Origin of the sequence: Paenibacillus sp. GM1FR (genome assembly GCF_002803315.1) — a bacterium.
GTDB classification, from domain to species: Bacteria; Bacillota; Bacilli; order Paenibacillales; family Paenibacillaceae; genus Paenibacillus; species Paenibacillus amylolyticus.
Map to the genome: position 1 here is coordinate 74,229 of NZ_MKZL01000033.1, position 26,711 is coordinate 100,939.

The 26,711-nt window shown below is 46.3% G+C and carries 24 protein-coding genes; 22 read left to right on the forward strand and 2 right to left on the reverse strand.

Annotated elements, in window-relative coordinates:
• Positions 1–95 precede the first annotated feature (95 nt).
• From PAEAM_RS20525 to PAEAM_RS20590, 14 genes are all read left to right on the forward strand, one after another.
• On the forward strand, positions 96–860 hold the full coding sequence (locus tag PAEAM_RS20525; protein ID WP_100528781.1) for a helix-turn-helix domain-containing protein: 765 nt from the start codon (positions 96–98) through the stop codon (positions 858–860).
• A gap of 358 nt (positions 861–1,218) precedes the next feature.
• Positions 1,219–3,543, forward strand: a complete 2,325-nt coding sequence (locus tag PAEAM_RS20530) for an endo-1,4-beta-xylanase (protein WP_243391430.1) — start codon at positions 1,219–1,221, stop codon at positions 3,541–3,543.
• A 203-nt stretch (positions 3,544–3,746) separates the two neighbouring features.
• Entirely contained in the window at positions 3,747–5,567 is a 1,821-nt protein-coding gene (locus PAEAM_RS20535) for a cache domain-containing sensor histidine kinase (protein ID WP_100528782.1), read from the forward strand.
• 182 nt (positions 5,568–5,749) lie between these two features.
• The gene (locus PAEAM_RS20540; RefSeq protein WP_076318599.1) at positions 5,750–6,601 is read left to right on the forward strand and encodes a response regulator transcription factor; all 852 of its coding nucleotides are present in this window, start codon (positions 5,750–5,752) and stop codon (positions 6,599–6,601) included.
• Between the two features lie 168 nt (positions 6,602–6,769).
• A complete protein-coding gene (locus tag PAEAM_RS20545) occupies positions 6,770–8,086 on the forward strand; it encodes an ABC transporter substrate-binding protein (protein ID WP_100528783.1) in 1,317 nt (438 codons plus the stop codon).
• A gap of 208 nt (positions 8,087–8,294) precedes the next feature.
• Complete coding sequence (locus PAEAM_RS20550; protein ID WP_036670532.1) at positions 8,295–9,176, forward strand: carbohydrate ABC transporter permease; 882 nt, start codon at positions 8,295–8,297, stop codon at positions 9,174–9,176.
• Between the two features lie 17 nt (positions 9,177–9,193).
• The gene (locus tag PAEAM_RS20555; protein WP_373865012.1) at positions 9,194–10,090 is read left to right on the forward strand and encodes a carbohydrate ABC transporter permease; all 897 of its coding nucleotides are present in this window, start codon (positions 9,194–9,196) and stop codon (positions 10,088–10,090) included.
• A gap of 179 nt (positions 10,091–10,269) precedes the next feature.
• Positions 10,270–10,740, forward strand: a complete 471-nt coding sequence (locus PAEAM_RS20560) for a hypothetical protein (RefSeq protein ID WP_076318600.1) — start codon at positions 10,270–10,272, stop codon at positions 10,738–10,740.
• Between the two features lie 140 nt (positions 10,741–10,880).
• Entirely contained in the window at positions 10,881–11,300 is a 420-nt protein-coding gene (locus PAEAM_RS20565) for a glutathione peroxidase (protein WP_481856120.1), read from the forward strand.
• A 194-nt stretch (positions 11,301–11,494) separates the two neighbouring features.
• Positions 11,495–12,358 carry an AraC family transcriptional regulator gene (locus tag PAEAM_RS20570; RefSeq protein WP_243391417.1) on the forward strand — a complete coding sequence of 288 codons (864 nt, stop codon included), beginning with the start codon at positions 11,495–11,497 and terminating at the stop codon, positions 12,356–12,358.
• Between the two features lie 136 nt (positions 12,359–12,494).
• The gene (locus PAEAM_RS20575) at positions 12,495–12,749 is read left to right on the forward strand and encodes a hypothetical protein (RefSeq protein ID WP_036609033.1); all 255 of its coding nucleotides are present in this window, start codon (positions 12,495–12,497) and stop codon (positions 12,747–12,749) included.
• Positions 12,750–12,897: 148 nt separating this feature from the next.
• Positions 12,898–13,497 carry a nitroreductase family protein gene (locus tag PAEAM_RS20580; RefSeq protein WP_100528785.1) on the forward strand — a complete coding sequence of 200 codons (600 nt, stop codon included), beginning with the start codon at positions 12,898–12,900 and terminating at the stop codon, positions 13,495–13,497.
• Positions 13,498–13,712: 215 nt separating this feature from the next.
• Positions 13,713–15,344: an S-layer homology domain-containing protein gene (locus PAEAM_RS20585; protein WP_243391418.1), complete on the forward strand. Its 1,632-nt coding sequence runs from the start codon at positions 13,713–13,715 to the stop codon at positions 15,342–15,344.
• 181 nt (positions 15,345–15,525) lie between these two features.
• Positions 15,526–16,443 (forward strand): NAD(P)/FAD-dependent oxidoreductase, encoded by a 918-nt coding sequence (locus tag PAEAM_RS20590; RefSeq protein ID WP_100528787.1) that lies wholly within the window; start codon positions 15,526–15,528, stop codon positions 16,441–16,443.
• A gap of 123 nt (positions 16,444–16,566) precedes the next feature.
• On the opposite strand, the gene PAEAM_RS20595 is transcribed toward PAEAM_RS20590, so the two are convergent.
• Positions 16,567–16,776: a hypothetical protein gene (locus PAEAM_RS20595; protein ID WP_100528788.1), complete on the reverse strand. Its 210-nt coding sequence runs from the start codon at positions 16,774–16,776 to the stop codon at positions 16,567–16,569.
• Positions 16,777–17,022: 246 nt separating this feature from the next.
• On the opposite strand from PAEAM_RS20595, the gene PAEAM_RS20600 reads away from it, so the two are divergent.
• The 5 genes from PAEAM_RS20600 (at position 17,023) to PAEAM_RS20620 (ending at position 20,523) form a co-directional block, all read left to right on the forward strand.
• Positions 17,023–17,376, forward strand: a complete 354-nt coding sequence (locus PAEAM_RS20600) for a DUF3243 domain-containing protein (RefSeq protein ID WP_036609024.1) — start codon at positions 17,023–17,025, stop codon at positions 17,374–17,376.
• 656 nt (positions 17,377–18,032) lie between these two features.
• Positions 18,033–18,599, forward strand: coding sequence for a hypothetical protein (locus tag PAEAM_RS20605; RefSeq protein ID WP_017688959.1), 567 nt, complete (start codon positions 18,033–18,035; stop codon positions 18,597–18,599).
• A 157-nt stretch (positions 18,600–18,756) separates the two neighbouring features.
• Positions 18,757–19,614 (forward strand): heme o synthase, encoded by an 858-nt coding sequence (gene cyoE, locus PAEAM_RS20610; protein WP_100528789.1) that lies wholly within the window; start codon positions 18,757–18,759, stop codon positions 19,612–19,614.
• Between the two features lie 196 nt (positions 19,615–19,810).
• Positions 19,811–20,293, forward strand: coding sequence for a tetratricopeptide repeat protein (locus PAEAM_RS20615; RefSeq protein ID WP_100528790.1), 483 nt, complete (start codon positions 19,811–19,813; stop codon positions 20,291–20,293).
• 32 nt (positions 20,294–20,325) lie between these two features.
• The gene (locus PAEAM_RS20620) at positions 20,326–20,523 is read left to right on the forward strand and encodes a hypothetical protein (protein WP_100528791.1); all 198 of its coding nucleotides are present in this window, start codon (positions 20,326–20,328) and stop codon (positions 20,521–20,523) included.
• 42 nt (positions 20,524–20,565) lie between these two features.
• On the opposite strand, the gene PAEAM_RS20625 is transcribed toward PAEAM_RS20620, so the two are convergent.
• Positions 20,566–21,441, reverse strand: a complete 876-nt coding sequence (locus PAEAM_RS20625) for a LysR family transcriptional regulator (protein ID WP_100528990.1) — start codon at positions 21,439–21,441, stop codon at positions 20,566–20,568.
• Positions 21,442–21,606: 165 nt separating this feature from the next.
• Between PAEAM_RS20625 and PAEAM_RS20630 the strand changes: the two genes are divergently transcribed.
• The 3 genes from PAEAM_RS20630 to PAEAM_RS20640 all read left to right on the forward strand — a co-directional run bounded on the left by PAEAM_RS20630 (position 21,607) and on the right by PAEAM_RS20640 (position 26,572).
• The gene (locus PAEAM_RS20630) at positions 21,607–22,554 is read left to right on the forward strand and encodes a DMT family transporter (RefSeq protein ID WP_100528792.1); all 948 of its coding nucleotides are present in this window, start codon (positions 21,607–21,609) and stop codon (positions 22,552–22,554) included.
• A 207-nt stretch (positions 22,555–22,761) separates the two neighbouring features.
• The gene (locus PAEAM_RS20635; RefSeq protein ID WP_243391419.1) at positions 22,762–23,775 is read left to right on the forward strand and encodes a LacI family DNA-binding transcriptional regulator; all 1,014 of its coding nucleotides are present in this window, start codon (positions 22,762–22,764) and stop codon (positions 23,773–23,775) included.
• 247 nt (positions 23,776–24,022) lie between these two features.
• A complete protein-coding gene (locus tag PAEAM_RS20640; protein ID WP_100528794.1) occupies positions 24,023–26,572 on the forward strand; it encodes a beta-mannosidase in 2,550 nt (849 codons plus the stop codon).
• The last annotated feature ends 139 nt before the right edge of the window (positions 26,573–26,711 follow it).

Genomic DNA, 26,711 nt, shown 5'->3' on the forward strand with positions numbered 1-26,711 from the left:
TCTATAATTTCATCTTAGATTTATATATTCACTTTTTAAATACACTATACTATCATCAAACATATACTTTATTTCACAGAAAGGGTGGTCAAGTCATGGAGCTGCTTAACCACATCTACTGGAAGCAAAAAGGGGAATTTGCTCTTACGGAAGATATCTATACGACTTGGGTGGCTTTTGCCGTCGAAGAGGGAATATTCCATTATGAGATTGGGGGTCAGATCGGAGAAGCGAGTTTTGGCGATCTGGTGCTGTGCCCCCCGGCGGTTCCTTTTCGGCGGACAGTCATTACCCCGCTGACATTTCACTATTTACAGTTTAGCAGTAGCCTGGAGGAGGAGGAGTTTCTGCCACCAGCTGGAAAATCGCTGATTAATGACACGAAGCGGTTAGCCTCGACGTACGCTTATTTACGCCAGGACAGTGAGGAGAATAAGGGGGGAGTTGCCCGTTGGAAGACACATTTTATGATGGATTTGTGGCAGTTGTATCAGGTGGAACGCAGACAGAATCGCTTAAAGGAGCGGAGATTTACCGAAGACGCACGAATGGCTGAAGCGGCAGCGCTACTGGAGGAGCGGGCGGAAGAGGAGATCAGCCTTCAGGAATTGGCACAGCGACTGGCCTTGAGTCCGGTGCAGTTGACAAGGCGTTTCCGGGAAGCTTTTCAGGAGACGCCATCAGGCTATCTCAAACGGGTCCGTCTGAAAAAAGCGCAGAACCTCTTGGCTGACAGCAACCTGACCCTTAACCAAATTGCCGAGCGATGCGGATATGAGAACGGTTTTTATCTGAGTAGAGTGTTCTCCAAAACGTTGGGCATAAGTCCATCTGAGTATCGCAGGAGACACAGGGTGTAGGCTGAAAGAAGTGAGCAGAAAGCTTGAAGACAACTTTTGAAGCCAGCGGAGCACCAGGTATACACCTTCGTTACGGGTTGTCAGATTATGGAGGAGCTGGTGTGAATGAGTGCAGAAGCAACGGATACTGCATTTCTAACCGAAATTAGAGGGGGAAGTACATTTCAGTTGTAGATCATGGACAATTTATACTATAATTTACCATATGGAGTCCTTATCCGAACGTATGCCCCCCGTATCCGTTTGAATGAGGACTCTGATTTTATAATTAAAACCAAGGAGGTGGATATGGCCTTAGCCTTTGGAATAAGGAATTCATCCTAATATTCGATAAAGGAGAATGGAAGCGGTGAGAAAAATGATATTTTTGAAAGCGCTTAAATTTGTTTTGATGATAACTTTGTTAGTTCCTTCGTATTGGGCAGCTCAGTCTGTTCATGCGGCAGAAGGGGAGAATACCTTGATTCTGAGTCATGATTTTGAAGATGGCACGGTCCAGAGCTGGAGCGGACGCGGTGAAGTAGAAATGCTTCATGCAAGCGCCGTTGCAGCTCGTACCGGAGATTATGGACTGGAAGTGAGCGGGCGTGCTATGACATGGCATGGGCCAGCGCTGGATGTGACAGAACTTTTGGAGGTGGGACAGACGTATGTGTTCACTGGCTGGGTGAAGCTTCCGGCGGGAGCGTCCAGCACAAACCTCAATATGTCTTTACAGCGTACCCTGCCAGATACAACACATTATGAAAATTTAACATTCGGTACCGCATCCGCAGGCGGATGGACCAAGCTTACTGCACAGTTTAAAATGCTGGAACCAGCGAATCAGTTATCGATTTATTTTGAAGTGCCAGACCGTGCCACAGCTTCTTTTTATGTGGATGATTTCCGATTGGAGAAGCTGCCAGATCTCGGACCCATTGTGATCGAAGAAGACATTCCTTCCCTACAGGATGCTTTTGCGGGCAAGTTTCGAATTGGGACGGCCTTCACGAACAATGAACTGCTGACCGAACCTGACAAGCAGCTGCTTACGAAGCATTTTGATAGTCTGACACCAGGCAATGTTCTGAAATGGGACAGTACCGAGCCGCAAGAGGGTATGTATAATTTCAGCGGGTCGGATGCCGCAGTCGCTTTTGCAGCAGCGAACGGACAAGAGATACGCGGGCATACCCTCGTTTGGCATACACAAACTCCGGATTGGGTATTCCACGATGCCAACGGCAATCTGGTGAGCAAAACGGTGCTGTATGAACGGATGCAACAGCATATTGAGACGGTAATGGAGCGTTATCAAGGCCAGATCTACGCTTGGGACGTTGTGAATGAAGTCATTGATGCCTCCGAGCCGGATGGCCTGCGGCGCAGTCTGTGGTACCAGATTGCCGGGGAAGAATATATTGAGAAAGCATTTGAATTCGCCCATGCAGCCGACCCGGATGCCAAGTTGTTTATTAATGACTACAATACCCATGAGCCGGCCAAAAGCCAGGCCCTCTACAATCTGATCACTCGCCTTCAAGCCAAGGGTGTGCCTATCGACGGAGTCGGCCATCAAACACACATCAGCCTCTTTTATCCAACCCTTTCGGAAATTGAGAGTTCCATTGTCAAATTTAAGGCGCTGGGCCTCGAAACACATATTACTGAGCTTGATGTAAGTGTATATTCCAATGATTCGCAATCTTACGATATCTTCCCGGAAGAACTGAAGACACAGCAGGCGGCGCTGTACAAGTCCCTGTTCCAGATCTTCCTGAGGCATACGGACACAGTCAAAAATGTTACTTTGTGGGGCAAGGATGATGCCAATACCTGGCTACGAACCTTCCCAGTCGCCCGCAACAACTGGCCGCTGCTTTTCGACGAGCGACTCCAGTCCAAGCCAGCCTATTGGTCCGTATTAGAGACGGTCCAGGTCGAGGCAGTACCAGCCGCTCCGCAGAATCTGACCGCCACTGCGGTTAGCGACAACAGCATCAATCTAAGCTGGAGTGCATCTGCAAGTGCGACCTCCTATACGGTAAACAGGTCGCTGACAGCAGCCGGACCGTATACATCTGTGGCCGCTGTATCGGGAACAAGCTATAAGGATATGGCGGTATCTGCTGGAACCACCTACTACTATGTGGTGAATGCGGTTAACAGCGTTGGGAAGAGTGTGAACTCTGTTCAAGCTTCCGCAAAGGTCCAGGGTGGAGGGCCGCCAGAGCCTGCTGGTAATCTGACTCTAGCCTATCGTGCAGGGGATACAAATCTGCTCGATAACCAAATGAAACCGCAGTTTGTCATTCACAATAACGGTACCTCCACAGTTAGCCTGAATGAACTGACAATTCGTTACTGGTATACAGTGGACGGGGAGAAACAACAATCCTTTTTCTGTGATTATGCACAGCTTGGAGGCAGTCAGATCAGCGGCAGCATAGTGAAACTGCCTGCACCTGTTCCTGGAGCGGACCATTATCTGGAACTGAAGTTCGGTACCGGAGCAGGCGTGATCCCGGTCGGAGGAACCTCTGGGGAGATACATACCCGGTTGCACAAAGCAGACTGGTCCAATTACAGCGAAGGGGATGATTATTCCTTTAACCCGCTGCAGACCTCTTTTGCCGATTGGACCAAGGTAACTCTTTACCGGAACGGCGAGCTTGTCTGGGGAGTGGAGCCTATATCCTAATTTGCTAAGTCGTTATACCCAGCCTAGCCGGAGATCCCAGATCTCCGGTTTTTTTAATTTAATGCAATAGAACAAATCTGTGTATCCGTATCCCGTCCCTGGCAACTGGTATCACATATCCATGCGAATGAGCCCGGCCCCGGCCGAAGCGGGGGAACTGATGGTATAATGATCTCAATAATTGCAGGGGGAGCGCTGAGGGGATGACAAAGCCCGACTGGAAGACCTTTTTGCCGCATAAGCTCAGGTATCGGCTGTTTGGTGCGTTTGTGGTGTTGATTCTGCTACCATTCAGCGTACTTAATGTCTACAACTATGGACAGATCGAATCTCTGGTTGAGCAAAAAATCAGCGAACAGAGCCACGAGCAACTGGTGCAGATGTATGGTTCTCTGGAGGACCAGATGAGTATTGCATTCAAAACCCTGATTTTTCTAGAACAGGATTCAGCCGTAAGAAACGCCCTGACTTCTCCAGACAATAGTTCTCCGCTTGAGAATAAGTCGTTGGTGGAAGAGAAGTTCAAGATGATCAACAACAGCTTTTTTCTATATAATCCTTCCGTGTACTTCACACTGTTAGATTTTCATGATAACGTTTACACTTCGTATTTGCCCAAAAAGGCTCTGGCCTATGGCCCTTATCGGGAACAATTTCGCAAGCATCTTGGAGAAATGACCTTCATCAAGGGCAACACTGATTCAAACTCATATCCATCAGAAGAGTTGCTCTACCGCTGGGATGCCCGGGATACCAACCATGTCCTGCGGGAGCTATCCTCCAGCCCGTATCTCTTGTCCCTCTATGCGTATATGAAGGACAGTGGCGGCAAAAGGTACGGAATGGCACGGATCAGCATCGATTATTCGTACTGGTTTCAGTCTATGCTGAAGGATTCGCAGAGCAATCAGGAGTATTTCCTGATTACTGGCAATGGGGAAACGATTGCCCGCTCGTCCGAAAAAGCGGTACTTTCCCCAGACGTGACCCGGGAAATTGCACTTCATCCGGCAGAGGCCTATCTGACGGATAATGATTCAGATACGCTGATTAACTACGTATACATCGAGTCACTGGACTGGTACATGGTAAATCGTATTCCACTAGCTGTGTTGTTTACGGAAATATCGGGGCTTAAGCAGCGCTATTTTTTAACGTTTTTTGGCTTCACAGCAGCATTTGTGCTCATGGCCTTTATGATCTCGGCGACGTTCACTCGGCCTTTATCACATCTGCAGAACCAGATGAAGGAGGTAGTACGCAAAAACCTCAAGGTCCGTATCCCTGAAGGCCGCAGCCGCGGAGAAGTGCTGGAACTGACCCGTACGTTCAATACGATGCTGGATGATGCCAATCAGATGATCAACAGACTCAAGGCGGAGGAACGCCAGAAGGAAGCGGTACATTTTCATATGCTCCTGGCCCAGATGAATCCGCACTTTCTCCTGAATACATTGAATACAATGAAATGGAGTGCGATCCGCAGCGGGAATGAAGAGATCTCCGAGATGTGTGTTTCCTTGGGCAAATTACTGGAGGTAAGCCTGAATTCACAGGTCGAATTGGTATACCTGAAGGATGAGATCGAGTTGGTTCAAGCCTACCTTCATATTCAGCGGATTCGTTACCGCGATAGCTTTGAGGTGACTTGTGAATTTGACGATAAACTGGAATATGCGCTCGTGCCCAAGCTGAGCTTGCAGCCACTGGTGGAGAATGCCATTCATCATGGTGTCGGGCCATTGGAACAGCTTGGTCAGATCCGTATCAGCATTTACAGGCAAGACACAGGAAAGCTGATGCTGGAGGTGGCCGACAACGGAATTGGCATGGAGGAATCCCGGCGTCAGCAGATGACCCGCACACGTCCGGGGATTGGCCTGTCTAACCTTAAGGAACGATTGCGATTATTGTTCAAAGGCCAAAGTGAACTTGAAGTGATTGATACCAAGCCGGGGACATTAGTGAGGTTCAGCATTCCTTTTTTATTGTCGACGCCTTACTTACAGAAGCGATCAGACTAGGGCGTGTCTGAAAACTCCGAAGGAAGCAGATTTTGCTGAATTTTCGTTCCGAGCAAGGAAGTTTTCCGCAGGCGTGCCGAGGCACGTCAAGGAAAAGTGACGAAGCATGGGGCGAAAAGGCGGTAAAAGATGCACTTCGCGAGTTTTGAGAAACGCCCTACGACTGGAGAGGGGAATCTGGCATGTGGAAAGTATTACTTGTAGAGGATGAGGTATTCGTACGAGAGTCGGTGCGAGAGATTATTTCTTGGGAAGAGCTGGGTTTCACGGTCATCGGAGAATCCGGTAACGGGACCGAAGCGCTGGCGATGATTATACAGGATACACCGGATCTGGTACTGACCGATATTGTCATGCCAGGTATGGATGGTCTGGAATTACTCAAACAGACCCGTCAGGCCGGGTTAAAAACCAAATTTGTCATGCTCACCTGTATGGGGGAGTTCGAATATGTACGTCGTGCAATGGAATACGGGGCTTCCAATTATATTCTGAAACTGTCCATGAGTGTGAATTCACTGCGTGATACACTCCGTAAAGTAAGTGCAGAACTGGGAGCTTCAACTGAAGCCCGGACAGAGACAGATCATCATGAAGTGCCACCTTCCACACCGGTTCTCACATCAACGCCTGTTTCGCCTGATTCTCTTACGGTCTCTTCTGCGCCCCCGTCTGATACGGATCTTCCATTTACACCTGTTCGTGAGCCGATTGTGAAACATCCGGAGATTAGCAAAATAATTCAGTATATCGGGCAGCATTACGACCAGGACATTACCGTCAAATCCATGTCACGATATGTGATGATGGGCGAGAATTATGTGAGTGCTCTGTTTAAAAAGAAAACCGGCCATACCCTGATTCATTACTTGCATGGGGTACGGATGGAGAAAGCGGCTGAATACTTGCGCGAGACGGACCTTCCTGTACAGGAGATTGGTTACCGGGTAGGGTTCGGAAGTGATAATTATTTCATTAAAATATTCAAGCGTTGGACCGGTTGCACGCCCAGCCAGTATCGCCATCGTTCGTGACTCACAGGATGAGTAGAAGGAATATGTGTACCGAGTGCTCAGGCAAGCACAAGTAAATCCGTATTTTTGTTCAATCCGAATCATGGATATGTATCTTATGAACCCAGCAAGGTCCCTGCTACGATGTAACGGAAGGTACACTTCAATTCAGGGAGGTCATGTGACCAGATGAGAATCAAAAAAGGATTAACGGGATTAATCGTAGGTGCGCTGATGCTGGGCTTGCTTGCCGGCTGTGTAGGTAAAAATGAGACGAACGGTGGAGATAACGGAGGTGGAGCGGCAGGGGGAAAAGTGAAGCTCACCATGTGGGGCGCGGTGCCGCCCGAGAATGGTCCACAGGAAGTGGTGGATACCTGGAATGCGGAGCATCCTGATATTCAGGTGGAATATGTGCGGTTTGTGAATGATGATGATGGCAATCTGAAGCTGGATACAGCGCTGTCCACCGGGCAGAACGTTGATCTGTATGTCAACTATACCCTCACAAATCTGGATAAACGCATCAAGGGTGGGACAGCACTGGATCTGGGCGAGTTCACCGATTACAACATTGATGAGAAAATGGGTGAAGATGCGGCTTCCTGGAAAGTGGACGGCAAATATTACGGGATGCCAACCAAGAAAAACGCTGCCTTTTTCGCTTTAAATATGAAAGCGCTTGATCAAGCGGGACTGAGCGTACCAACAGCCTGGACTTGGGATAAAGCCCGTGAATATGCACTCAAACTGAAGACAGCTGGCTTCAAGTACGGATTGGTGCAACATACCGCTTCCTATGTAGACCCGCTCGATTCCGTTCTGGTGAAGAACGGTTATGTTAAGGCAGACGGCACTTCCAACCTAGATGATCCGCTCGTCACTAAATGGCTGGAGACGTTGAACGGAATGATGAAGGAGGATGCAACCACCCCTCCGCTCGGAGAGCAGCTGACTTCCAAAATGCCGGTGGAGAACATGTTCCTTGGCGGTGAGTCTGCCATGATCAACATCGGCGAATGGCTGATCCGCACATCGAACAACATGACCGAATTCCCGCGGGATTGGAAAATTGCCTTTGCCCCTGTACCGAGACTGGCTGCACAAGAAGCAGATATGGTGAAGAGTGGAGGACTTGGTGACTTTATTGCGATTAATTCCAAGTCGAAAAATAAAGAAGCCGCATGGGAGTTCCTGAAATGGTACGCCGATGGGGGAATGATGCCGATGGCTGCGGGTGGACGTTTGCCTTCCTCCAATGCGGTTGATCAACAGACTGCGATCGATCATCTGCTTGGCGATTATGCCGATTCTTATGATAAAGAGTCTCTGGAATTTGTGTTGTACGGTGACGAGACACCTACGTTTGTCCGCAGCATTGCGCAGGAAGTGGTCGATCTGCGTGCACAGGAGTATGAAAAGTTCTTCCTCGGTAACCAGACTGCCGAAGTAACGGTACAGAACATGGTCAAACGCCATAATGATTGGCTGAAGCAGAATCAATAGGTTGCAAAAGCAATGAGTCCAAAGGCCGTCCCAATGGGGCGGTTTTTTCTATATAAACAATAGAACAATTCCATGTTGTTTCCCTCCCGAAAGGCACTGCCGAAATACATATATCTGTGATATCAGGTACAGGGTTATGTTCCTTAAATGTTAGAGGACATCTTGTTATGCTTAATTCCAGAACAGATGTTAAGGAGTGGGGGAGCATATGCATAAATCCTGGATGAAACGGCAGAGCAGACTCGGGTATCTGTTTATTGGGCCCAATATGATTGGCGTGCTGTTGTTTTTTATTATACCGGCTGTCTATTCGTTCTATCTCATGTTCACTGATTACAAATTCATGAGCCCGGAGACGAATTTCGTCGGGCTGGACAATATCCGCCGGATGTTGAATGATGATCTGTTTGGCGTGGCGCTGCGAAATACATTTGTATTTCTGTTAGCGGTTCCGGTATCGATGGGGTTGGCATTTATCGTGGCGGTGGCGCTGAACAAGTCGGTGTATTGGCAAAAAACGCTGCGTGCCCTCTATTTCATGCCCTATATCACCAGCGGCGTTGCCATCGCTTTTGTCTGGATGCTGCTGTTCCAGCCAACATCGGGGCCTATTAATGGCTTCTTGCGGGGGATCGGTATTACGAATCCACCCGGATGGTTATCAACAACCGAATGGTCCATGTATGCGATTGATATCATCTGGATCTGGTTCATGTTGGGTTACAACATGATTATTTATCTGGCCGCTTTGCAGGAAATTCCGGAGGAATTGGTTGAGGCTGCACGGATAGATGGAGCCCGTCCTTGGCAGACGATACGCCAAGTGATCTGGCCGCTTGTGAGTCCAACGACCTTTTTGCTACTGATTACGGGGCTGATTATGACGATCAAAAACTTTGGTATTATCCAGGCAATTACTCAAGGTGGACCGGGGAACAGTACAACCGTGCTGTCACTTTTTATCTACCAGAATGCCTTCCGATATTACGAGATGGGATACGCTGCCGCCATAAGCTGGGCACTCTTTGCCATCATCATGATATTCACTGTTTTGCAGTGGCTCGGTCAGAAACGTTGGGTTCACTATTAAGGAGGGGAGGGATCGTTATGGAGAAACAAATTGCCGCGAATGCGAAGCCCACAGCTCCACATTCACCTAAAGTTAAAGTCCGCATGGAGTCCTTGAGCCAGATTCGAAAAATCATATTGACACTTCTGATGTCCGGGTTTGCTTTGCTGATGATTATGCCGTTTATCTGGATGATCAGCACGTCGTTCAAATCTCCTGCGGACGTATTCACCTATCCCATCCAGTGGATACCCTCCAGCCTGAACTGGGAGCATCACATTAAGGTCTGGAGCGGAGCGGATACTTTTGCGACGTATTATCTGAACTCGTTGAAAATATCGCTAATTAGTACGGTCGGAGCTGTATTTCTCTCGGCTTTTGCAGCCTATGGCTTCGCACGGATTCAATTCAAAGGGCGGGAGACACTGTTCCTGATCTATCTCTCGATGATGATGGTGCCACCGCAGGTACTCTTTGTACCGAAGTTCCTGATGTTTGAATGGGTAGGCATATATAATACGCATTGGGCATTGATCCTGCCCGGAATGTTCACGATCTTTGGGGTGTTTATGCTGCGGCAATTCTTCCTGTCCGTGCCTTCAGAGATCTCGGAAGCGGCGTTCATCGACGGTGCCGGTCACCTGCGCATATTCTTCAGGCTGATTCTGCCCTTGGCGAAGCCAGCGCTGGCTACACTGGCCATTATTGATTTCTCATGGCATTGGAATGACTATGAAAATGCGCTAGTGTTCCTAATCGACAAAGACTTGTACACCGTGCCGCTCGGACTGCAGAACTTTATTCTGGAGAACAATGTAGATTACAACGGCATGATGGCCGCTGCCACGGCAGGCATTATTCCGATGATCATCGTTTTCCTGGTAGGTCAGCATTATATTATCCAGGGCGTGGCCGGAAGTGCCGTGAAGGGCTGAAGCTGCTGTCACTGTGATCCCATATAATAACCCTTTTGCTGAACGAAGAGATTTTCGCGGCAGAAGGGTTTTCTGTTGAAAGGGAGAATTAATCCATGATCTGAGTTTATCCATTGGAGGCGATTCTTTATCGGGATTCATGGGACATATTTAAATGAAGGAAGAGGATGTTGTTGAAGATGAGTATAATCATATTTATTGTTTTTATATTGGTTGGTGTTTCTTCGTTCTTTCTAACCTTTTTTCCTAGTTGGATCTTTTTAAATTTGATTGGAGCAGCCATGGCAGTATTTACACTTGGTATGGGGTTGTTTCATGGCATGAAGCAGATAAAAAACATCGTAAAACGAATATCTTTCAAGTGCTGTTGCATCATTTTTGGTATCGGCTTGATATTACTTTTTGCTCCTAAGATAGTGTCGGGTATTCAGGATATAGGTCCTTATCTCTCCCAAGATTACGAAACAGTAACAGGTAAACCGAACTACATAGGATCCATGGGCAAGAAATGGAGGGAACAAACCATCGAAATAAATCAAATGGAATTGATTAATACTCGGGATATCGCCTGGGAAAATCGAGATAAAACACTGGAAATAAAGTATCTGCCCAGAACCAAATATGTTATGAGTATTAGAGCAGTTGAGTAATCGATATAATTTCAAATATCTCTGAGTCTAATCTGAACGATCAATATCTTCTCCGATACAATAGTTCAAACTTCGTATATAATTAACAATGACATATGATGCTGTATGACTACATAACTAACGCGAGGTGCACTAGACTTATGCCAACCATCTACGACTTTACCGTAACCAGAACCAGTGGAGAGCGTTTCCCACTCTATCAATATGAAGGAAAACCTGTGCTCATCGTAAACACGGCAAGTAAATGTAAATATACGCACCAGTTTGATGACATGCAGAAGCTGTATGACCAGTACAAGGATCAAGGACTTCAGATTATTGGTTTCCCGTGTAACCAGTTTGCAGAGCAAGAGCCTGGAAGCAGTTTGGAAGCGGAATCGTTTTGCCAGATTAACTATGGTGTGAAATTTCCGATGTTCTCCAAACTGGATGTGAATGGAGAAGCGGCGCACCCGCTCTACGACTTTTTGAAAAGATCAGGGCCTTTTGCTGGCTTTGATGAAACAGATATACAGGCCAAATTATTGAAATTAATGGTGGCTGAGAAGGCACCGGAATAGTTACACGGCGATGCAATCAAATGGAATTTCACGAAATTCCTGATTGATGCAGAGGGTCGTGTGGTCAAACGCTTCGAACCTATCGACTCCATCGACGAGATTCAAGAAAGTATTAAACAGATTCTATAATTTCACTTTCATATATCCTACAGGGGCATGATACAAATCGTTTCCCTCTTCCGAACAGGAGGTGCATGAATGTGCCGAGCATGATGCAATTTAGTGCTTCACTGGAGTATAGTTACCGATCCACCAGCATATTTAACCCAGGCAAGTCAGATGGATTCCACTCACATCCACATTATGAGATTTATTATTTTCATGATGGAGAATGTACCTACATCATAGGAGACCGGGTATATAACCTGGAGCCGGGTGATCTGGTGTTAATGCATGGCTTGACTCTTCATCGACCACATCCGAAGCCAGGCAGTGCTTATGAGCGAAGCACACTGCATTTTGATCCGTCTGCCATTCGCAGCAGCCTGCATCCGGACCGTATGGCTGAGGTCCTGAGACCATTTGAAGAACTCAGAAACTGTCGGGTCAATCTGAAGGGAGATCACCGCTCTGAATTCGAAGCTCTATTGCATGATTTTCATCGTCTGTCTCAAAGTCAGAGCAATTTCAGGCAAGAGCGAATGAATGTCAGACTGTGTGATCTGTTGTATTTTGTAGCAGAGATCTGCCAGGGTGATGTCCAGGAACAACTTCCCTCATCGGAGAGGGAGCGGCATGTCCAGCACATTATTCGTTATGTGGATACCCATTATATGAAGGACATTGGTCTGGATGATCTGGCACTGGAATTACATCTGTCCAAGCCATATCTGGCAGGCATGTTTAAGGAAATGACAGGTTTGACGATATTTAAATACCTGTATGACCGCCGTATCAATCAGGCGAAGCTTTTGTTTCAGTTTCAGCCTGAGATCACCGTGACAGAAGCAAGTCGATTGTCCGGTTTCAAACGCCTTTCGCATTTTAGCCGCATGTTCAAACAAAGTGTGGGATGTTCGCCTGATCTGTACCGTACCCAATTGCATCGCCAATCATAGAAGTCGTCTTTGAGCTAACCAGCTTGTCTGGTTGGCTTTTTTTGTTGGTTTTTGTTTGAGGAATGCATCCCACTGTGTTTAGAGGACACGCAGAACAGGTAAAGAAAGGTAATGAACCCAGAGGAGGCGAATATGAATGAAACAGCGCACACCGGATCAGAATAACAACGATACCCAACAGGAACAATCCCGTGACAATCCTGAACAATATAAGACAGAGCACGAAAGTCTGCTTGACCGACATGAAGAAGAACAGACTGTAGATCCAATTCCGATGGAAGATCTGAATATGGAAGCTCAGGAAGAGAAGAATAAAGATCAGACAAAAAGTAACTCGTCTACGGAAGAGAAATACCGGGCGGATTATCGTAAAAAGACGGGCGAAGGATAATTTCAATTGCTGTGTTGGGCAAACTTGTGGAAATGTTTTCGGTGAATGTATATTTAGTGAAAATAAATTAGTTTGTTGACTAATGTATGTTACTATATTATAGTTACTATGTTGGCAATTGAAAAAAAATTTTGGGAGGCGAATAAGAATGACAACTTTTTTTGATGCGTTGAAAAACAGAAGATCTTATTATGGAATCAGCAAGGAATCTACAATTTCGGATGCTAAAATCCAGGAAATCGTAGAAGAAGCGGTGAAATATACACCAACTTCCTTTAACTCACAAACATCCCGTGCCGTTGTATTGCTCGGTGAACAACATGATAAATTGTGGAATCACACAGAAGAAATTTTGCGTGAAGTGGTAGGTAATGAAGAAGCCTTCAAATCCACAGCAGAAAAAATGACTGGATTCCGCAACGGATATGGTACGGTTCTCTTCTTCGAAGATAACAATGCGATCGCACAGCTTCAACAAAATTTTGCAGCTTATGCAGATAACTTCCCAATCTGGGCTAACCAATCCAACGGTATGTTGCAACTGGTAATCTGGACTGCTCTGGAACAAGAAGGTCTGGGTGCATCTTTGCAGCACTACAACCCGTTGATTGACGAGAAAGTGAAGCAAGAATGGAGCATTCCTGAGAACTGGAGATTGATCGCTCAGATGCCATTTGGTAAACCAACGGCAGCACCGGGTGAGAAAGAATTCCAACCCATTGAAGAGCGCGTAAAAGTACACAAATAAATCAATTTCATAATACCTTTAGCTGCTTCAATCAAGGCTAGATATAGATCAAAACGTTTCAATTTGTCTATATCTAGTTACATAAATTCATTTTAATGAGTTATGAAATTGATTTAAGTAAGCTTCGCATTTCCCAACATTTAACCACATACGGCCTCGCTTCAATTTGATACGATGATAGTTGATCGTAATCCAATGAAGCGAGGCTTTTTGATGTGAATAATAGATTAAAAGACATAACGAACCAACGGATATGGAAAATGGTTTTATGCGGGTTATTAACACTTGGATCGGTGGCTGGATACAGCTCTACTGTTCAGGCTGCAACCGTGCAGCAACAGTTTCAGGATACGCACACCAGTTACGCCAAGGATGCCATTACACATCTGGTGGCAAAAGGCATTGCTGCCGGTACGTCAGAGACTACGTTTGAACCGAAGAAAGCCGTTACTCGTGCAGAATTTGCGACGTTTGCTGTGAGATTACTAGGTTTGAAGCCCGTTAAAAATAATATTAATCCCTATCAGGATATAAGCATGAATGCTTGGTATTACGGCAATGTTGCCGCCATGACGAATCTTTTTATTCTGGAGGGTAAGGGTCAGGGAACGTTCCAGCCTAATGCTTCTATTACGCGCGAAGAAGCGGCTGCCCTTCTTGTTCGAATGTTAAAACAACAACCCGTAGAGACATCACTCTTATCTTCAACGTATTTTGACGCAGCGGATATCTCGGACTGGGCACGTCCTTATGTTCAGACGGTATATCAACTTGGACTAATGCGGGGAAGCGGAGGCGTGTTTCGACCACATGACCAGGTAACGCGAGAAGAAGCAGCCGTAATGCTCGATGCCATTTTACAAAAGAAAACATGGTCTGAGCAGTTACAACGTGGGGATGAACTTGGCGTTCAGCTGGGCTGGCAATATAACTCCACTACAACTGAATTCAAGAAACAAGTGGAACAGTCTGAGGTCAACACACTTGTCCCACGCTGGTTTTTCCTGAACAGCAGTATGAAAGTAACAGATCACGCGGACCCTGCATTGATCTCCTGGGCATCAGCCACCGACAGGCAGCTATGGCCATTACTTGGGAATCGTTCCGATTCGGCACTTACCCATCAGATGTTATCCAGCTCAGCCAACCGAGCGGCAGTGATTTCACAGGTAGCCGCTTATGTCAAAACCTATAAATTGGACGGCATTAATGTGGACTTCGAGAATGTTGATCCTGCGGATCGTGAAGGGCTGACGGCATTTGTGACCTCTTTGACGGCTACGTTGCACGCACTCGGTGCTGTGGTGTCCGTGGACATTTCGCCCGACCTGGGTACTGATTGGACGGATGCATTTGATTATGCCAAACTGGGCGCTGTATCAGATTATATGGTGCTGATGGGATACGAGGAACACTGGAACGGTGATCCGAAAGCAGGATCAGTGGCGTCTCTTCCATGGGTAGAAAAGGCTTTGGATACCATGCTCTCCGAGGTGGTACGTGCCAAAACAATTTTGGCCCTTCCGTTATATACACGAGACTGGTCTTCCGTGAATCCGGCAACCAGTTCTTGGGACATTACACTGGCAGACCAGGGAATGCGTGCGCATGCTACGGGATCTGTAAGACGATGGGATGCAAGTCTGGTTCAATATATTATCGGGTACAACAGTAATGGTAAGCCAAGATATATATGGGCAGAGGACAGTCGTTCGTTATCAGCCAAAGTGTTAATGAGTGAGCAACGGCAAATTGCTGGACTGGCTTACTGGTATATGGGCGGCGAAACAGCGGATGTATGGAACGCCATCTCGAATGCATCGCGATTTGAATCTTATAACTTCTAAGTAATCATAAATCTTATAGGCCCAAACTCACCGTGATTCCTACGGATGGTTTGGGCCTGTTTATTTTGGTATAAGATAAGGAATATGAGGAATCGTTTAAGCTTGGCTGAACGGTTTAATGTATATAAGGACAAACTGTTTAATTAAATTAGATAAATGGAAGTTCAGGAGGAGAAGGAGCATGCGAGAGGTTGATTGCATAATTGTAGGTGGAGGGTTCGCAGGGCTTCAGGCAGCCATTCAGCTTGGACGTTATTCAGCTCATCAGGTGTTGGTAATCGACGCGGGAGAAGGCAGATCGACGTTGTGCCGGACTTATCATAATATCCTCGGTTTCCCCGATGGGGTATCCGGTGAAGAGCTTAGAGAACGAGGCAGGATGCAGGCAGAGCGGACCGGTGTATCTTTTGAGAAAGACCGTATTGTTAAAGCGGGACGTCAGGGAGAACATATTCAATTATTCGGTACTTCCGGATCTGAATATAGGAGCAAAACCGTGTTATTGGCAACGGGGCTCACGGATAGAGTTCCAGACATTCCGGGACTAACCCCTACGCTGGGCCGTACAGTCTATGTCTGCCCTGATTGCGATGGTTATGAGATTCAGGATCAACGTACGGTACTATTGGGATCTGGTGAACCAGGTGCCAATATGGCGATGATTTTAATTCAGCGTACGAATGATCTGTTATATATCAATCATGAGCAGGCTCCCATATCTGCAGAGCTGCATCGCAGCATGAAAGAGGCGGGAGTTCGTTATCTGGAAGCGGCTGTTCAGGAAGTACAACAGATTGAGGATGGCCATATCACCGGTGTTCTGACCGAAGATGGACAGATTTTTGAGTCGGAGCGTGGATTTATCGCATTTGGAGGCAACCGGGTACACTATGAACTGGCGGAGCAGCTGGGAGCTGTAATCGCAGATAATAAACATGTAGAAGCTAATCCGCGCAGCTTGCAGGCAGCGAATAATGTGTGGATTGCAGGGGATCTGGGCCTGCACGCAGAGCAAGCAACCGTTGCGATGGGTGAAGGTTCCATTGCCGCGATCTGGATTCATAAGGCGTTACAGCAGATGAACAAGGATTCACGTTGAATTTTCACCTTAAAATACGAGGTTGATTATTCCATTGCTCATTACCAAAAAAGTCCTCCCAAGCCATACATGTGGCAGGAGGACTTTTTGAGTTATCTTTTGCTAGTGAGAAAAGGATTACGCTTATTTGTCTGATGAATCCTTTGACTTGGAAGAAGACTTCTCGTTCTTCGAGTTATGTGAGAAATCTTTGCGAATGTTGTCCACGATATCACCAACCACGCCTTCGATCATATCGGTTGGCCCGGGATTATTTTTGTCTGGATGGATAACGGTATTCACTCCTGGTTCAAGTTCATCGTTTGTCTTCTCATGTTTGGTTTTATCACGCATGGGAAATCCCTCCTGGTTCGATATTGTATAAGGTGTTCATTAACATATCCAAACACCGTTACGTATATGTAAACGATTAACCGCTGTAGTTCTTTTGAAACGTGTACTTGCTCATATATAGAAGATATATACAGAATTGAACGTACTGATTAAACTTCAGCAATACGTTTATATTATAGATAACCAATGAGTATTAAGTTTAAAGCTTGAAACCAATAAACAACTATTATGCAGGAGGTTATTCAAATGAATGAAGAAAATCATGTAATCCATAAAGATGGCCAAGTTTCAACTGACAAGGTGGACAATGCAATTGAGAAGATTGCGCCGGAAGAAAGAGAACAGATTTTACAGAACTTTGATGCATTCAAAGAATACCTGGGTAAGCGAATTGCCATGGGAGAATCGATTGGACTAAGTGAGGAGCAGATGGCCAAAATTGCCGAGAAAGTAGCAGATTATCTGGCAGCTCGGGAGGAACCCCGTAATCGTGAAGAAAAACTGCTTCAGGAGCTGTGGAATGTTGGCAAGGAAGATGAACGCCACATGCTGGCTCATATGCTCGTTCGTTTGGCACAAAGCTCCACACCCAATCATTAAGATTAGCATCTATGCGTAAGCATAGGAAATACTTTGAGCAGGTCTTCAAACCTGCCAAAAAACTGCCAAAATCTGGAGCGTGACTCTGAACGTGTCTGGAGCAGGGCAGATAGAGGGAGCGCTAACGAACCTGTGACGTCTTATTCAGGGGTTTGGAAGCCCCGCAGCAATCTAAGGAATCTGACACACGCTATATTAGTATAAACAGCCGTTAATAGCGTATTTCCAGGAAATTTTGGCAAATAACGTGTCTCATGTTCCTTACAAAATAAAAGGACCGCCAGAAGACCAAATAAGACGTCCTCGATTCCTTAGTTATCTGGACCATTCGTCAGGACTAGGTAGCTTGGACTTCAAGATGATTTGGACACAGACATCCTTCAACGTATCACTTGCCTGAGTTTAAAAGACAAACCCCTAGTAAATAACCTCTGAATGGCGATGCCTTCAGGGGTTATTGCCGTTTGCTGAGACTACAGACAGGAGTGATGACGCACATTGTAACTATTTTTAATCTGGCTGATACTTTTATAATCCCTGTTCGAAGTATGATAGGAAAAGAAAGAACGTTGGAATCGATAGTTCACATGAGCGTTTGAGAAGCAAGACTTCCGGTTAAGGAATAGTAACGTTCATATTAAGGAGAGATGTTACCTATGAAGAACGCGACAAAACAATGGAAACTAGGAATGATCGGTGCAGTTGTTGCTTTACTTGGCATGATTGTGCTGACTACATATTTACTTACCCCTGCGAATGCTCAAGGCAGTACGGACGCTCAACAAACTTCTGCGAAAGAAGCTCAAGTTGCAAACTCCGAGATGTTTACAGCCTATGTTGAAGGTATGCATATAGAAGACGGCAAATTGTTTATGACAGTAGACAAGATTGGCTGGTATCAGGGTGAAGAAGCCGATGCGATTTTTGCACAGCGTAATCCGGAAGCTGGTATAGACGGTGCTCCAGATGGTTACTATATTGTCAATGATAGCAAAGAGCAGGAACAGGTTGAGGTTAGTGCCAATGCTGAAGTGTTGATGCAGTTGTATGATCGGGATGGTACGATGCAGGGCGCAGACATTCAGTGGAATGAACCTGTGACATTATCCAAGTTCGAATCGTTGTATGAGAATACCCGTATTCTTGATCTGTCCGTATTCCCGTATCATCTGACGGTGCAGGACGGAAAAGTTACTAAAATTGTGCAACAATACATCCCATAAAATAAGATGAAATTCATCATTCAAGCATTCCTCCTGTTCATTGGAACCGTGAGGGATGCTTTTTGGTTATGACAAATTCATGAAAGCGATTGTAATTAATGGTAGGTACATGTATCATTATTGGAATGGCGTTTTTACATAGTTCAGGAGGAGCCTCATGCTTAAAGACATGATTGCATTAACTAAGCCCGGACTTCTAAGGTTAAATGTGTTTGCGGTGGCGGTAGGATTCTGGGTAGCTTCAAAATGGGATATCAACTGGTTATCTCTGCTCATGGTCGTGATTGGATCAACCTTGGTTATTGCTTCAGCTTGTGTAATCAACAATTATTGGGATCGTGAATTGGACCAAAAGATGGAGCGCACCAAAAAAAGGATGGATTACATTAACCATCTGAAGCCAGGGTTTGTACTTGGCTATGGCATTATCCTTGGTGTTGTAGGACTAGCAGTACTGTATCTCCTGGTGAATCCGTTATCAGGCTGGATGGCACTGCTTGGATGGTTCGCTTACATCGTGATTTACACGATGTGGTTGAAACGCAGTTCGACGTGGAGCACGTCGCTGGGTGGAATTGCGGGAGCGATGCCGCCTGTCATCGGTTATACGTCTGTAACCAATGAGATTGATGCAGGTGCCTGGTTGCTTTTTGCACTATTATTTTTGTGGCAACCACCACACTTCTGGTCATTGGGTATTCGCCGGGTAGAGGAGTATCGTGCTGCGGGCTTCCCGTTGTTGCCAGTGGTTAAAGGGGTGAAACGCACCAAGTTTCAGATGATTCCTTATGTTTTTCTGCTGCTTCCTGCTGTATTTCTGTTGTATTATTACGACTACGTAGGTCTGGTATTTCTGATTGTATCTTTGGTCGGTGGACTGATCTGGTTTGTGCATACACTTAGCGGACTGAAGACACAGGATGATGAGAAGTGGGCAAAAGTGAACTTTCTGATCTCGGTGAACTATCTCATGATTGTATTTATTGTCATGGTAGCGAATACGGTATGGTCATAATTAAACGATGAACAGATCGTTTTCAGAGAGATTTCAGCTTAAGCTAGCTGGCTGCATCGAATGAAAAAGCACACTATGGAATAGCGTTTGGACAACCTTGAGTTGTTACAACATATTCTATAGGGTGCTTTTTTGGTATAATAAAACAATTGAATCATATAAGTGGAAATTATAATGCAAGATGGGAAGTGACAGCATGAGTAATTTGGAACAGGCCGTGCGATGGAGACAAGAAGGCAAGGTGCAGGAAGCGATTGAACTTTTGCAAGAGATTACAGTCCAAGAACCCGAGAATGCGAATGTCTGGTATCAGCTGGCTTGGGCGCATGATTCGCTTGGGTTAGAGCGGGAGGCTGTCCCGCATTATGAGAAGGCGCTAAGCCTTGGTCTTTCTGGTGAGGACAGAGCAGGGGCGATACTCGGGCTGGGCAGCACATATCGAACGCTTGGGCAGTATGAGCAGGCAAAGGTTTGGTTTGAAAAAGGGATGAAAGAATTCCCGGCGTACCGGGAATTTGAAGTTTTCTATGCCATGGTGCTCTACAATCTGGGTGAACATGCAGAAGCGATGCAACGACTGCTCGTGCAACTTGCGGACACATCAAGTGACAAGAGAATCAATGACTATAACAGAGCCATCCGTTACTACGCAGATCAGCTCGATCGGGTGTGGGAATAGATCGAATACACAGAAAAGGGAGAGATGGATGAATGAACTCCAATCAAGATCTGAAACAGGTAAATGAAAGGTTGGATCAAATTGAGCGAAAGCTGGATAACCTGGGAGGCAGCCATCAGAACAAACGCTCACTTAGCGTGCGCTTCCTGATTGGTTTTGGCATCACGATTGCGATTATATCTGTACTGCTGCTGACTCTTGGTGTTATCCAATTTGTGAGTAACGGATAGGAGAAATCGATCATAACGATACAAGTGGTGAGTTCTCCAAATTTACATTGCCTGGCCCAGCCACTGTTGTACCTCTTCAATGAAACGCCGCGTAGCGGGCGATAGATTGCCCAAAGATGGGCAGGCCATGCCAATTGTACGATAAGGATCTCCAGAGAGTGGCACGAGCGCGAGTGAATCGGTATGATTTTGAAGAACCATTTCCGGAAGCAGGCTGATGCCGAGGCCATTACGGACCATCGCCATAATGGCTTGATCTTCTGCGACTTCATATACGACATTGAGCTTGGCCGCATGCTGCCGGATCAGTCGTTCAATCTCGTTATCTCCGCCCCACTTGGGCAGAATAAAGGGTTGTTCCAGTAAAACATCAAACGAAACAGACTCCTCTGAGGCGAGAGGATGATCCAGAGGCAGGATGCACATCATCCTGTCTTTTTGTAATGGGATCGTCTCAAAAGGTGATGAATCGCCGAGGGACAGAAATCCGAGATCGATGGCACCTCCAGCTAGCCAGCCCTCAATCTCAGCATAATCGCCTTCCCACAGCTTAATCTCAATTCCGGGATGGCGCAGGCGAAATTGTTTCAGGATGCCCGGCAACCATTGTGTGGAGACACTTGCGAAGGTACCAATACGCACCGTACCAATCTCAGCGCCGCGAATGAGGGAGACTTCCTGGTTCATCAGTTCCGTCCAGCGCAGAATCTCACGTGTGTATCCCAGAATGCGTTCCCCTTCAGCGGTAACCCGCACACCCGAGCGGCTGCGATGGAGCAGGGAAAAACCACATTCTGTCTCCAGACTGGCGATGGCATGGCTGACTGCGGATTGGGTGATGTTCAACGCTTCTGCCGCTTTGGTGAGACTGCCATATTCCACAACGGTATTCAATATTTCGTATTTGATCAGTGACATGAATGGTTCCGTTCCTTCCCATTTTAAATACATGAGTTTATTTCATATAATCCATTATAAATATTCATTTTAATAATGCAAAGAGATGGTTTATACTTGCCAAGGCGAGTTAGTTTGACGCACGATCACACAGATCAGAATACATAGAATGAAGGTTGAAGCAAGATGAATGGTGTACAGGTTAGTCAAGGTCAGACAACAAGAAGAGCGGACATACAGATGCTGCTCGCAACGGTTATATGGGGATCTTCCTATCTGTTTATGAAATCGGGTCTAGAGTCCATGCAAGAATTGAATCTGGTCGCATTTCGTTTTGGAATTGCCTTTATTGCGGCAGGACTTCTTTTTCATCGGCGGTTGTTTAACATGGATCGCAGAACACTTGTGGCAGGCGCTATTATGGGGACAGCTTTATTCGCTGCATTTGTATTCATCACCTATGGTGTGCAACGAACCACGACATCCCAAGCGGGATTCCTAATAAGTTTGGCCGTTATTTTTGTACCGATCCTGACGACGATCCAGCATCGTCGTATGCCGGATAAACGATTGACACTCAGTATCCTGGTTGCCGTTACCGGGCTTGGCTTGCTGACGCTTCAGCATCAGCTTAGTCTGCACACGGGAGATATTCTCTGCATACTAGCAGCACTTGTGTATGCCATCTATATAATGATTGCTGGCAAGTTCACACCGAAGCATGATCCGTTAACATTGGGGACAGTTCAATTGGGTGTTGCAGCGATGTGGGGAATTGCAGCTACATTTATGCTGGAAACGCCACGTATGCCCGATACGGCTGAATCCTGGGCAGCCATTCTTGGCTTAGGTGTTTTGTGTAGCGGCTTGGGGTACATTCTGCAGACACTCGCGCAGCGCCATGCCTCTCCCACAAGAACAAGTCTGATTTTTTCACTCGAACCACTGTTTGCAGCAGCCTTTGCATTTACCTTTCAAGGGGAATCGCTAACGTTGCAAGGGTATGCGGGAGCAGCTTTGATGTTGGTTGGTGTTCTGATCACAGAGATCAAACTTCCACAGCCTATCTTCTGGCGCAGAAAACGCCCGGTTTTACAGTCGGAACTCGGCGATCAGGGAGCACCAGGCGTATAATTGGCGGACAAAGGGTCCTTTCGTCATCTTCTATGGAAGGTGGGGAGAGGGCCTTTTTTGGTTATGTCGCACACCTTGTGAAACAGATAAACTACTACCTAACAAAAACAGAATAACATAACCTTGTTTTGTTGATTTTTGTTTTTTATGCTACACTGAATGGAAAATTAGGAAAAACGGGTGAGTAGGATGGCCAAAAGAGTAACGATGCAGCAAATTGCGGATGCTGCGGGGGTATCCAAATTCGCAGTCTCCCGTGCGCTGACGGGCAAGCCTGGTGTGAGTGAGCATACACGCGAGATGATTGTCAGAACAGCGGGGCAGCTCGGGTATTTCAGAACTGAGCCTAAGCGTTATCCGGGGGAGACACAGATATCAACGGAGATGAAGCCAGAAGCGGAGCGACAAGGCACCATATTGATTTTGTTCCCCAACATTCGTTCTCAGAATCGAGCTTCCTTATACTGGGGGCCTGTGTTTGATGGCATTTCTGAGAGGTTGAATGAGAAGGGGATGGATATTTTAACACTGACAGAACCCTCTTCAGATCGGATGTTCTCGGTCCTTAATCCCGAAGCAATCAGCGGAGTCATTACCGTGGGCACCATTTCGACATCGGTATTGCTGGAGATTTACAGACTGCGTATTCCGCTTGTCATGGTGGATCATGAAGACCCTGCCATATACGCAGACTCGGTTTTTACGGACAATATGAAATGTATGAAAGAACTGGTTCTCATGCTCGTTGGTAAAGGGTATAGAAGGTTCCAGTTTGCCGGGCAACTGCCCGATGCAGCAAGTTTTAGAGAACGCTGGCTTGGATATCGTATGGTGCTGGAAGAGAAACAGTTGGAGGGGGAACAGCAAGACGGCTTGCTGGGACCAGAGTATGATCAGATCCGGAGATCCATTGCTGAAATGGAGCTGGAGGATATCCCTGAAGTTATCGTGTGTGCAAATGACCATACAGCTGTCATTGTCATTCAGGCACTCCAAAGTCGAGGCATTCAGGTGCCCGAACGTTGTGCCGTAACCGGATTTGACAATACGCAGACGGATGAACCCATTCTTGCTTCGGTACATATTAACAAAGAGAATCTGGGAACGAGAGCAGTAGACCAGCTATTGTGGCGGATCAAACACCTGGATGAACCTTATGAACGCAAGCTGATCTATTCGGAATTAATTATTCGTGATGAATATAACGCCAGTATACTGTAATGGGATATGAATTGACGGGCTCATTTTAACAATGATCATACATGTAAATGAAATGAGGTGAAAGACATGGAGAGGTTAGAGCTTCATGTCTTTTTGTTATGCAGAAACTATTTAACAAATTAAATCACAAAACAGATTGACTATAAGAAGCATATCGTGTTAATTTTGTTTTGTAAGTTATTTGTTTTTATAATAACAAAACCTAACAAAATAATATTTACCAACTCTAACAACAATGGAGGCTGTCATGAGCACAATACAATCACATGTTTTTCAGAATTGGACGTTCAAGGCTTGCGAAGATCAAGAGTGGATGCCGGCTCAGGTGCCCGGCTGTGTGCATACAGATTTGCTGAAGCTGGGCAAGATTCCAGATCCTTTTTATGGAACAAACGAGAAGGAAGTACAGTGGATTGATAAGATAGATTGGGAATATCAGACGGAATTTGACGTTGCCGATGCGTTGTTCTCGCAGGAACATCTGGAACTGGTGTTTGATGGTCTGGATACATATGCGGATGTGTATGTGAATGAGGTGCATGTGTTATCAGCAGATAATATGTTCCGAGTATGGAAGGCAGATGTAAAGTCTGTATTGAAGGGAAACGGTAACATTCTCCGAATACGTTTTCGGTCACCAATTCAGGAAGATCTGCCGAAGCTGGAGAAGCTCGGATATGCATTACCTGCATCGAATGATCAGTCCGATGTTGGCGGACTTGGCGACAAGAGAGTAAGTATTTTTGCACGTAAAGCCCCGTATCACTATGGTTGGGACTGGGGTCCGCGTTTTGTAACCAGTGGGATCTGGCGTGAAGCACGTCTTGAAGGTTGGACACAGGTACGAATCAATGATGTGTATATCCAGCAAAATGAAGTAAGCGCTACCTCAGCTTCATTAACAGCTGTTGTGGAAGTCGAGACATCACAAGCGCTAGATACGATTATTCGTATCGGCGCAGATGGACAGAGATGGGAAAGATCCGTATCACTACAACCCGGAACTCAGACTGTGGAGATTCCAGTCTCCATTGATGAACCGAAACTGTGGTGGAGCCGTGGGCTTGGTGATCCGCATATGTACACCTTCCTTACCGAAGTGCTTCAAGGTGAGCGAGCTGTGGCTGAATCTACAGTGAAGACGGGGCTTCGTTCCATTCGGCTGGTACGTGACAAAGATGAAGCAGGAGCATCCTTTTACTTTGAACTAAATGGTGTTGCGGTCTTTGCCAAAGGGGCCAATCACATTCCAAATGATAGCTTCATCACTGAAATTACTCATGAACGTTATCGTCATGAGATCGTATCCGCAGCCGAGTCTAATATGAATATGCTACGCGTGTGGGGTGGCGGAATCTATGAGCAGGATGTGTTCTACGAACTGTGTGATGAATACGGAATCCTGGTATGGCAAGACTTCATGTTTGCATGCAGCATGTATCCAGGAGATGAAGCGTTCCTGAACAGTGTGAGACATGAGGCGATTGATAATGTGAAACGTCTGCGCAACCATCCAAGTATTGCACTCTGGTGTGGGAATAACGAGATTGATTCGGCTTGGGCTCACTATGTTGAGAATGGTGGCTGGGGTTGGAAAAAGGAATTTACTGCCGAGCAGCGTGAAAGCATCTGGGCCGATTACGAAGCTATCTTCCATGATTTGCTGCCAGAAGTCGTTGAAGCGTATGCGCCAGGTGTGGATTACTGGCCTTCCTCACCACTGGTATCACTGACAGGGGATGAGACGCAGCATGCGCACCCATCCACAGCTGAAGGGGATATCCACTACTGGGGCGTGTGGCACAATGTAGAACCATTCGAGAACTACAACGTGCATGTGGGTCGTTTCATGAGTGAATACGGATTCCAGTCTTTCCCGGAGTACAAGTCAGTACGCACTTACGCGGAAGAAGAAGATCTGGCTCTGGAGTCGGAAGTCATGCTGGCTCATCAAAAGAATGGGGCAGGTAATCGTCTGATCAAACAGTACATGGATATGTACATGCATGAATCGAAGGACTTCCCATCGTTCCTGTATATGAGCCAGGTGCTTCAGGCGGAAGCAATGAAGACAGCCATTGAAGCGCACCGTCGCCGCAAACCATTCTGCATGGGCACACTTTACTGGCAAATGAATGACTGCTGGCCGGTGGCTTCATGGGCAGGTATGGACTACCTTGGTCGTTGGAAAGCATTGCAATATTATGCGAAACGCAGCTTCAGCGATGTGTTGGTATCGGTAGATGGAACAAAAGAAGATACAACAGATATATATATCATCTCGGATCAATTACAACCTGTTAAAGGGCAGTTACAGATTCGTTTGCTCGGGTTCGATGGAACGGTGCATCGTGATGAAACACATGACGTGACCTTGGCACCTAATACAGGTGATCGAGTGCTGTCATTACGTAACGTCGAATGGCTTGAAGGTCATGATACAGCTAACACGCTGCTGCGCCTGGATCTGAAACAGGAAGGTGCTGCGAATATCGTACAGGAACACTATTTTGTACCGTCCAAAGACCTTGCTCTGCAGCCTGCAAACATCAATGTAAGCGGAGGAGCGGATGAGAACGGCGTTCATCTGGTACTGGAAAGTGACGTGATTGCTAAACAGGTATGGCTATCTTCGGATGTGGAGGGTGTCTTCTCAGATAACTTCTTCGACTTGATTCCTGGCATTCCGGTGAAGGTGCAGTTCACTTCCAGAGAGGGATTGCAGTCTAATGATGTGATATCAAATCCGGGACCGATCGAGGTTCGATCCATGATTGATTTTATTCGTTTGACCTAGAAGAAACGGTTGGAGTCTCTCGGAAGAGAGATTTCAACCGTTTTTTATTGAAACCTGACCCCATTTATATATCGTAATGGTTTCGTAATACTTCGCTTAGAGAATCGTAAGCTGTCTTGCTTATTGTAATCCATGTAAG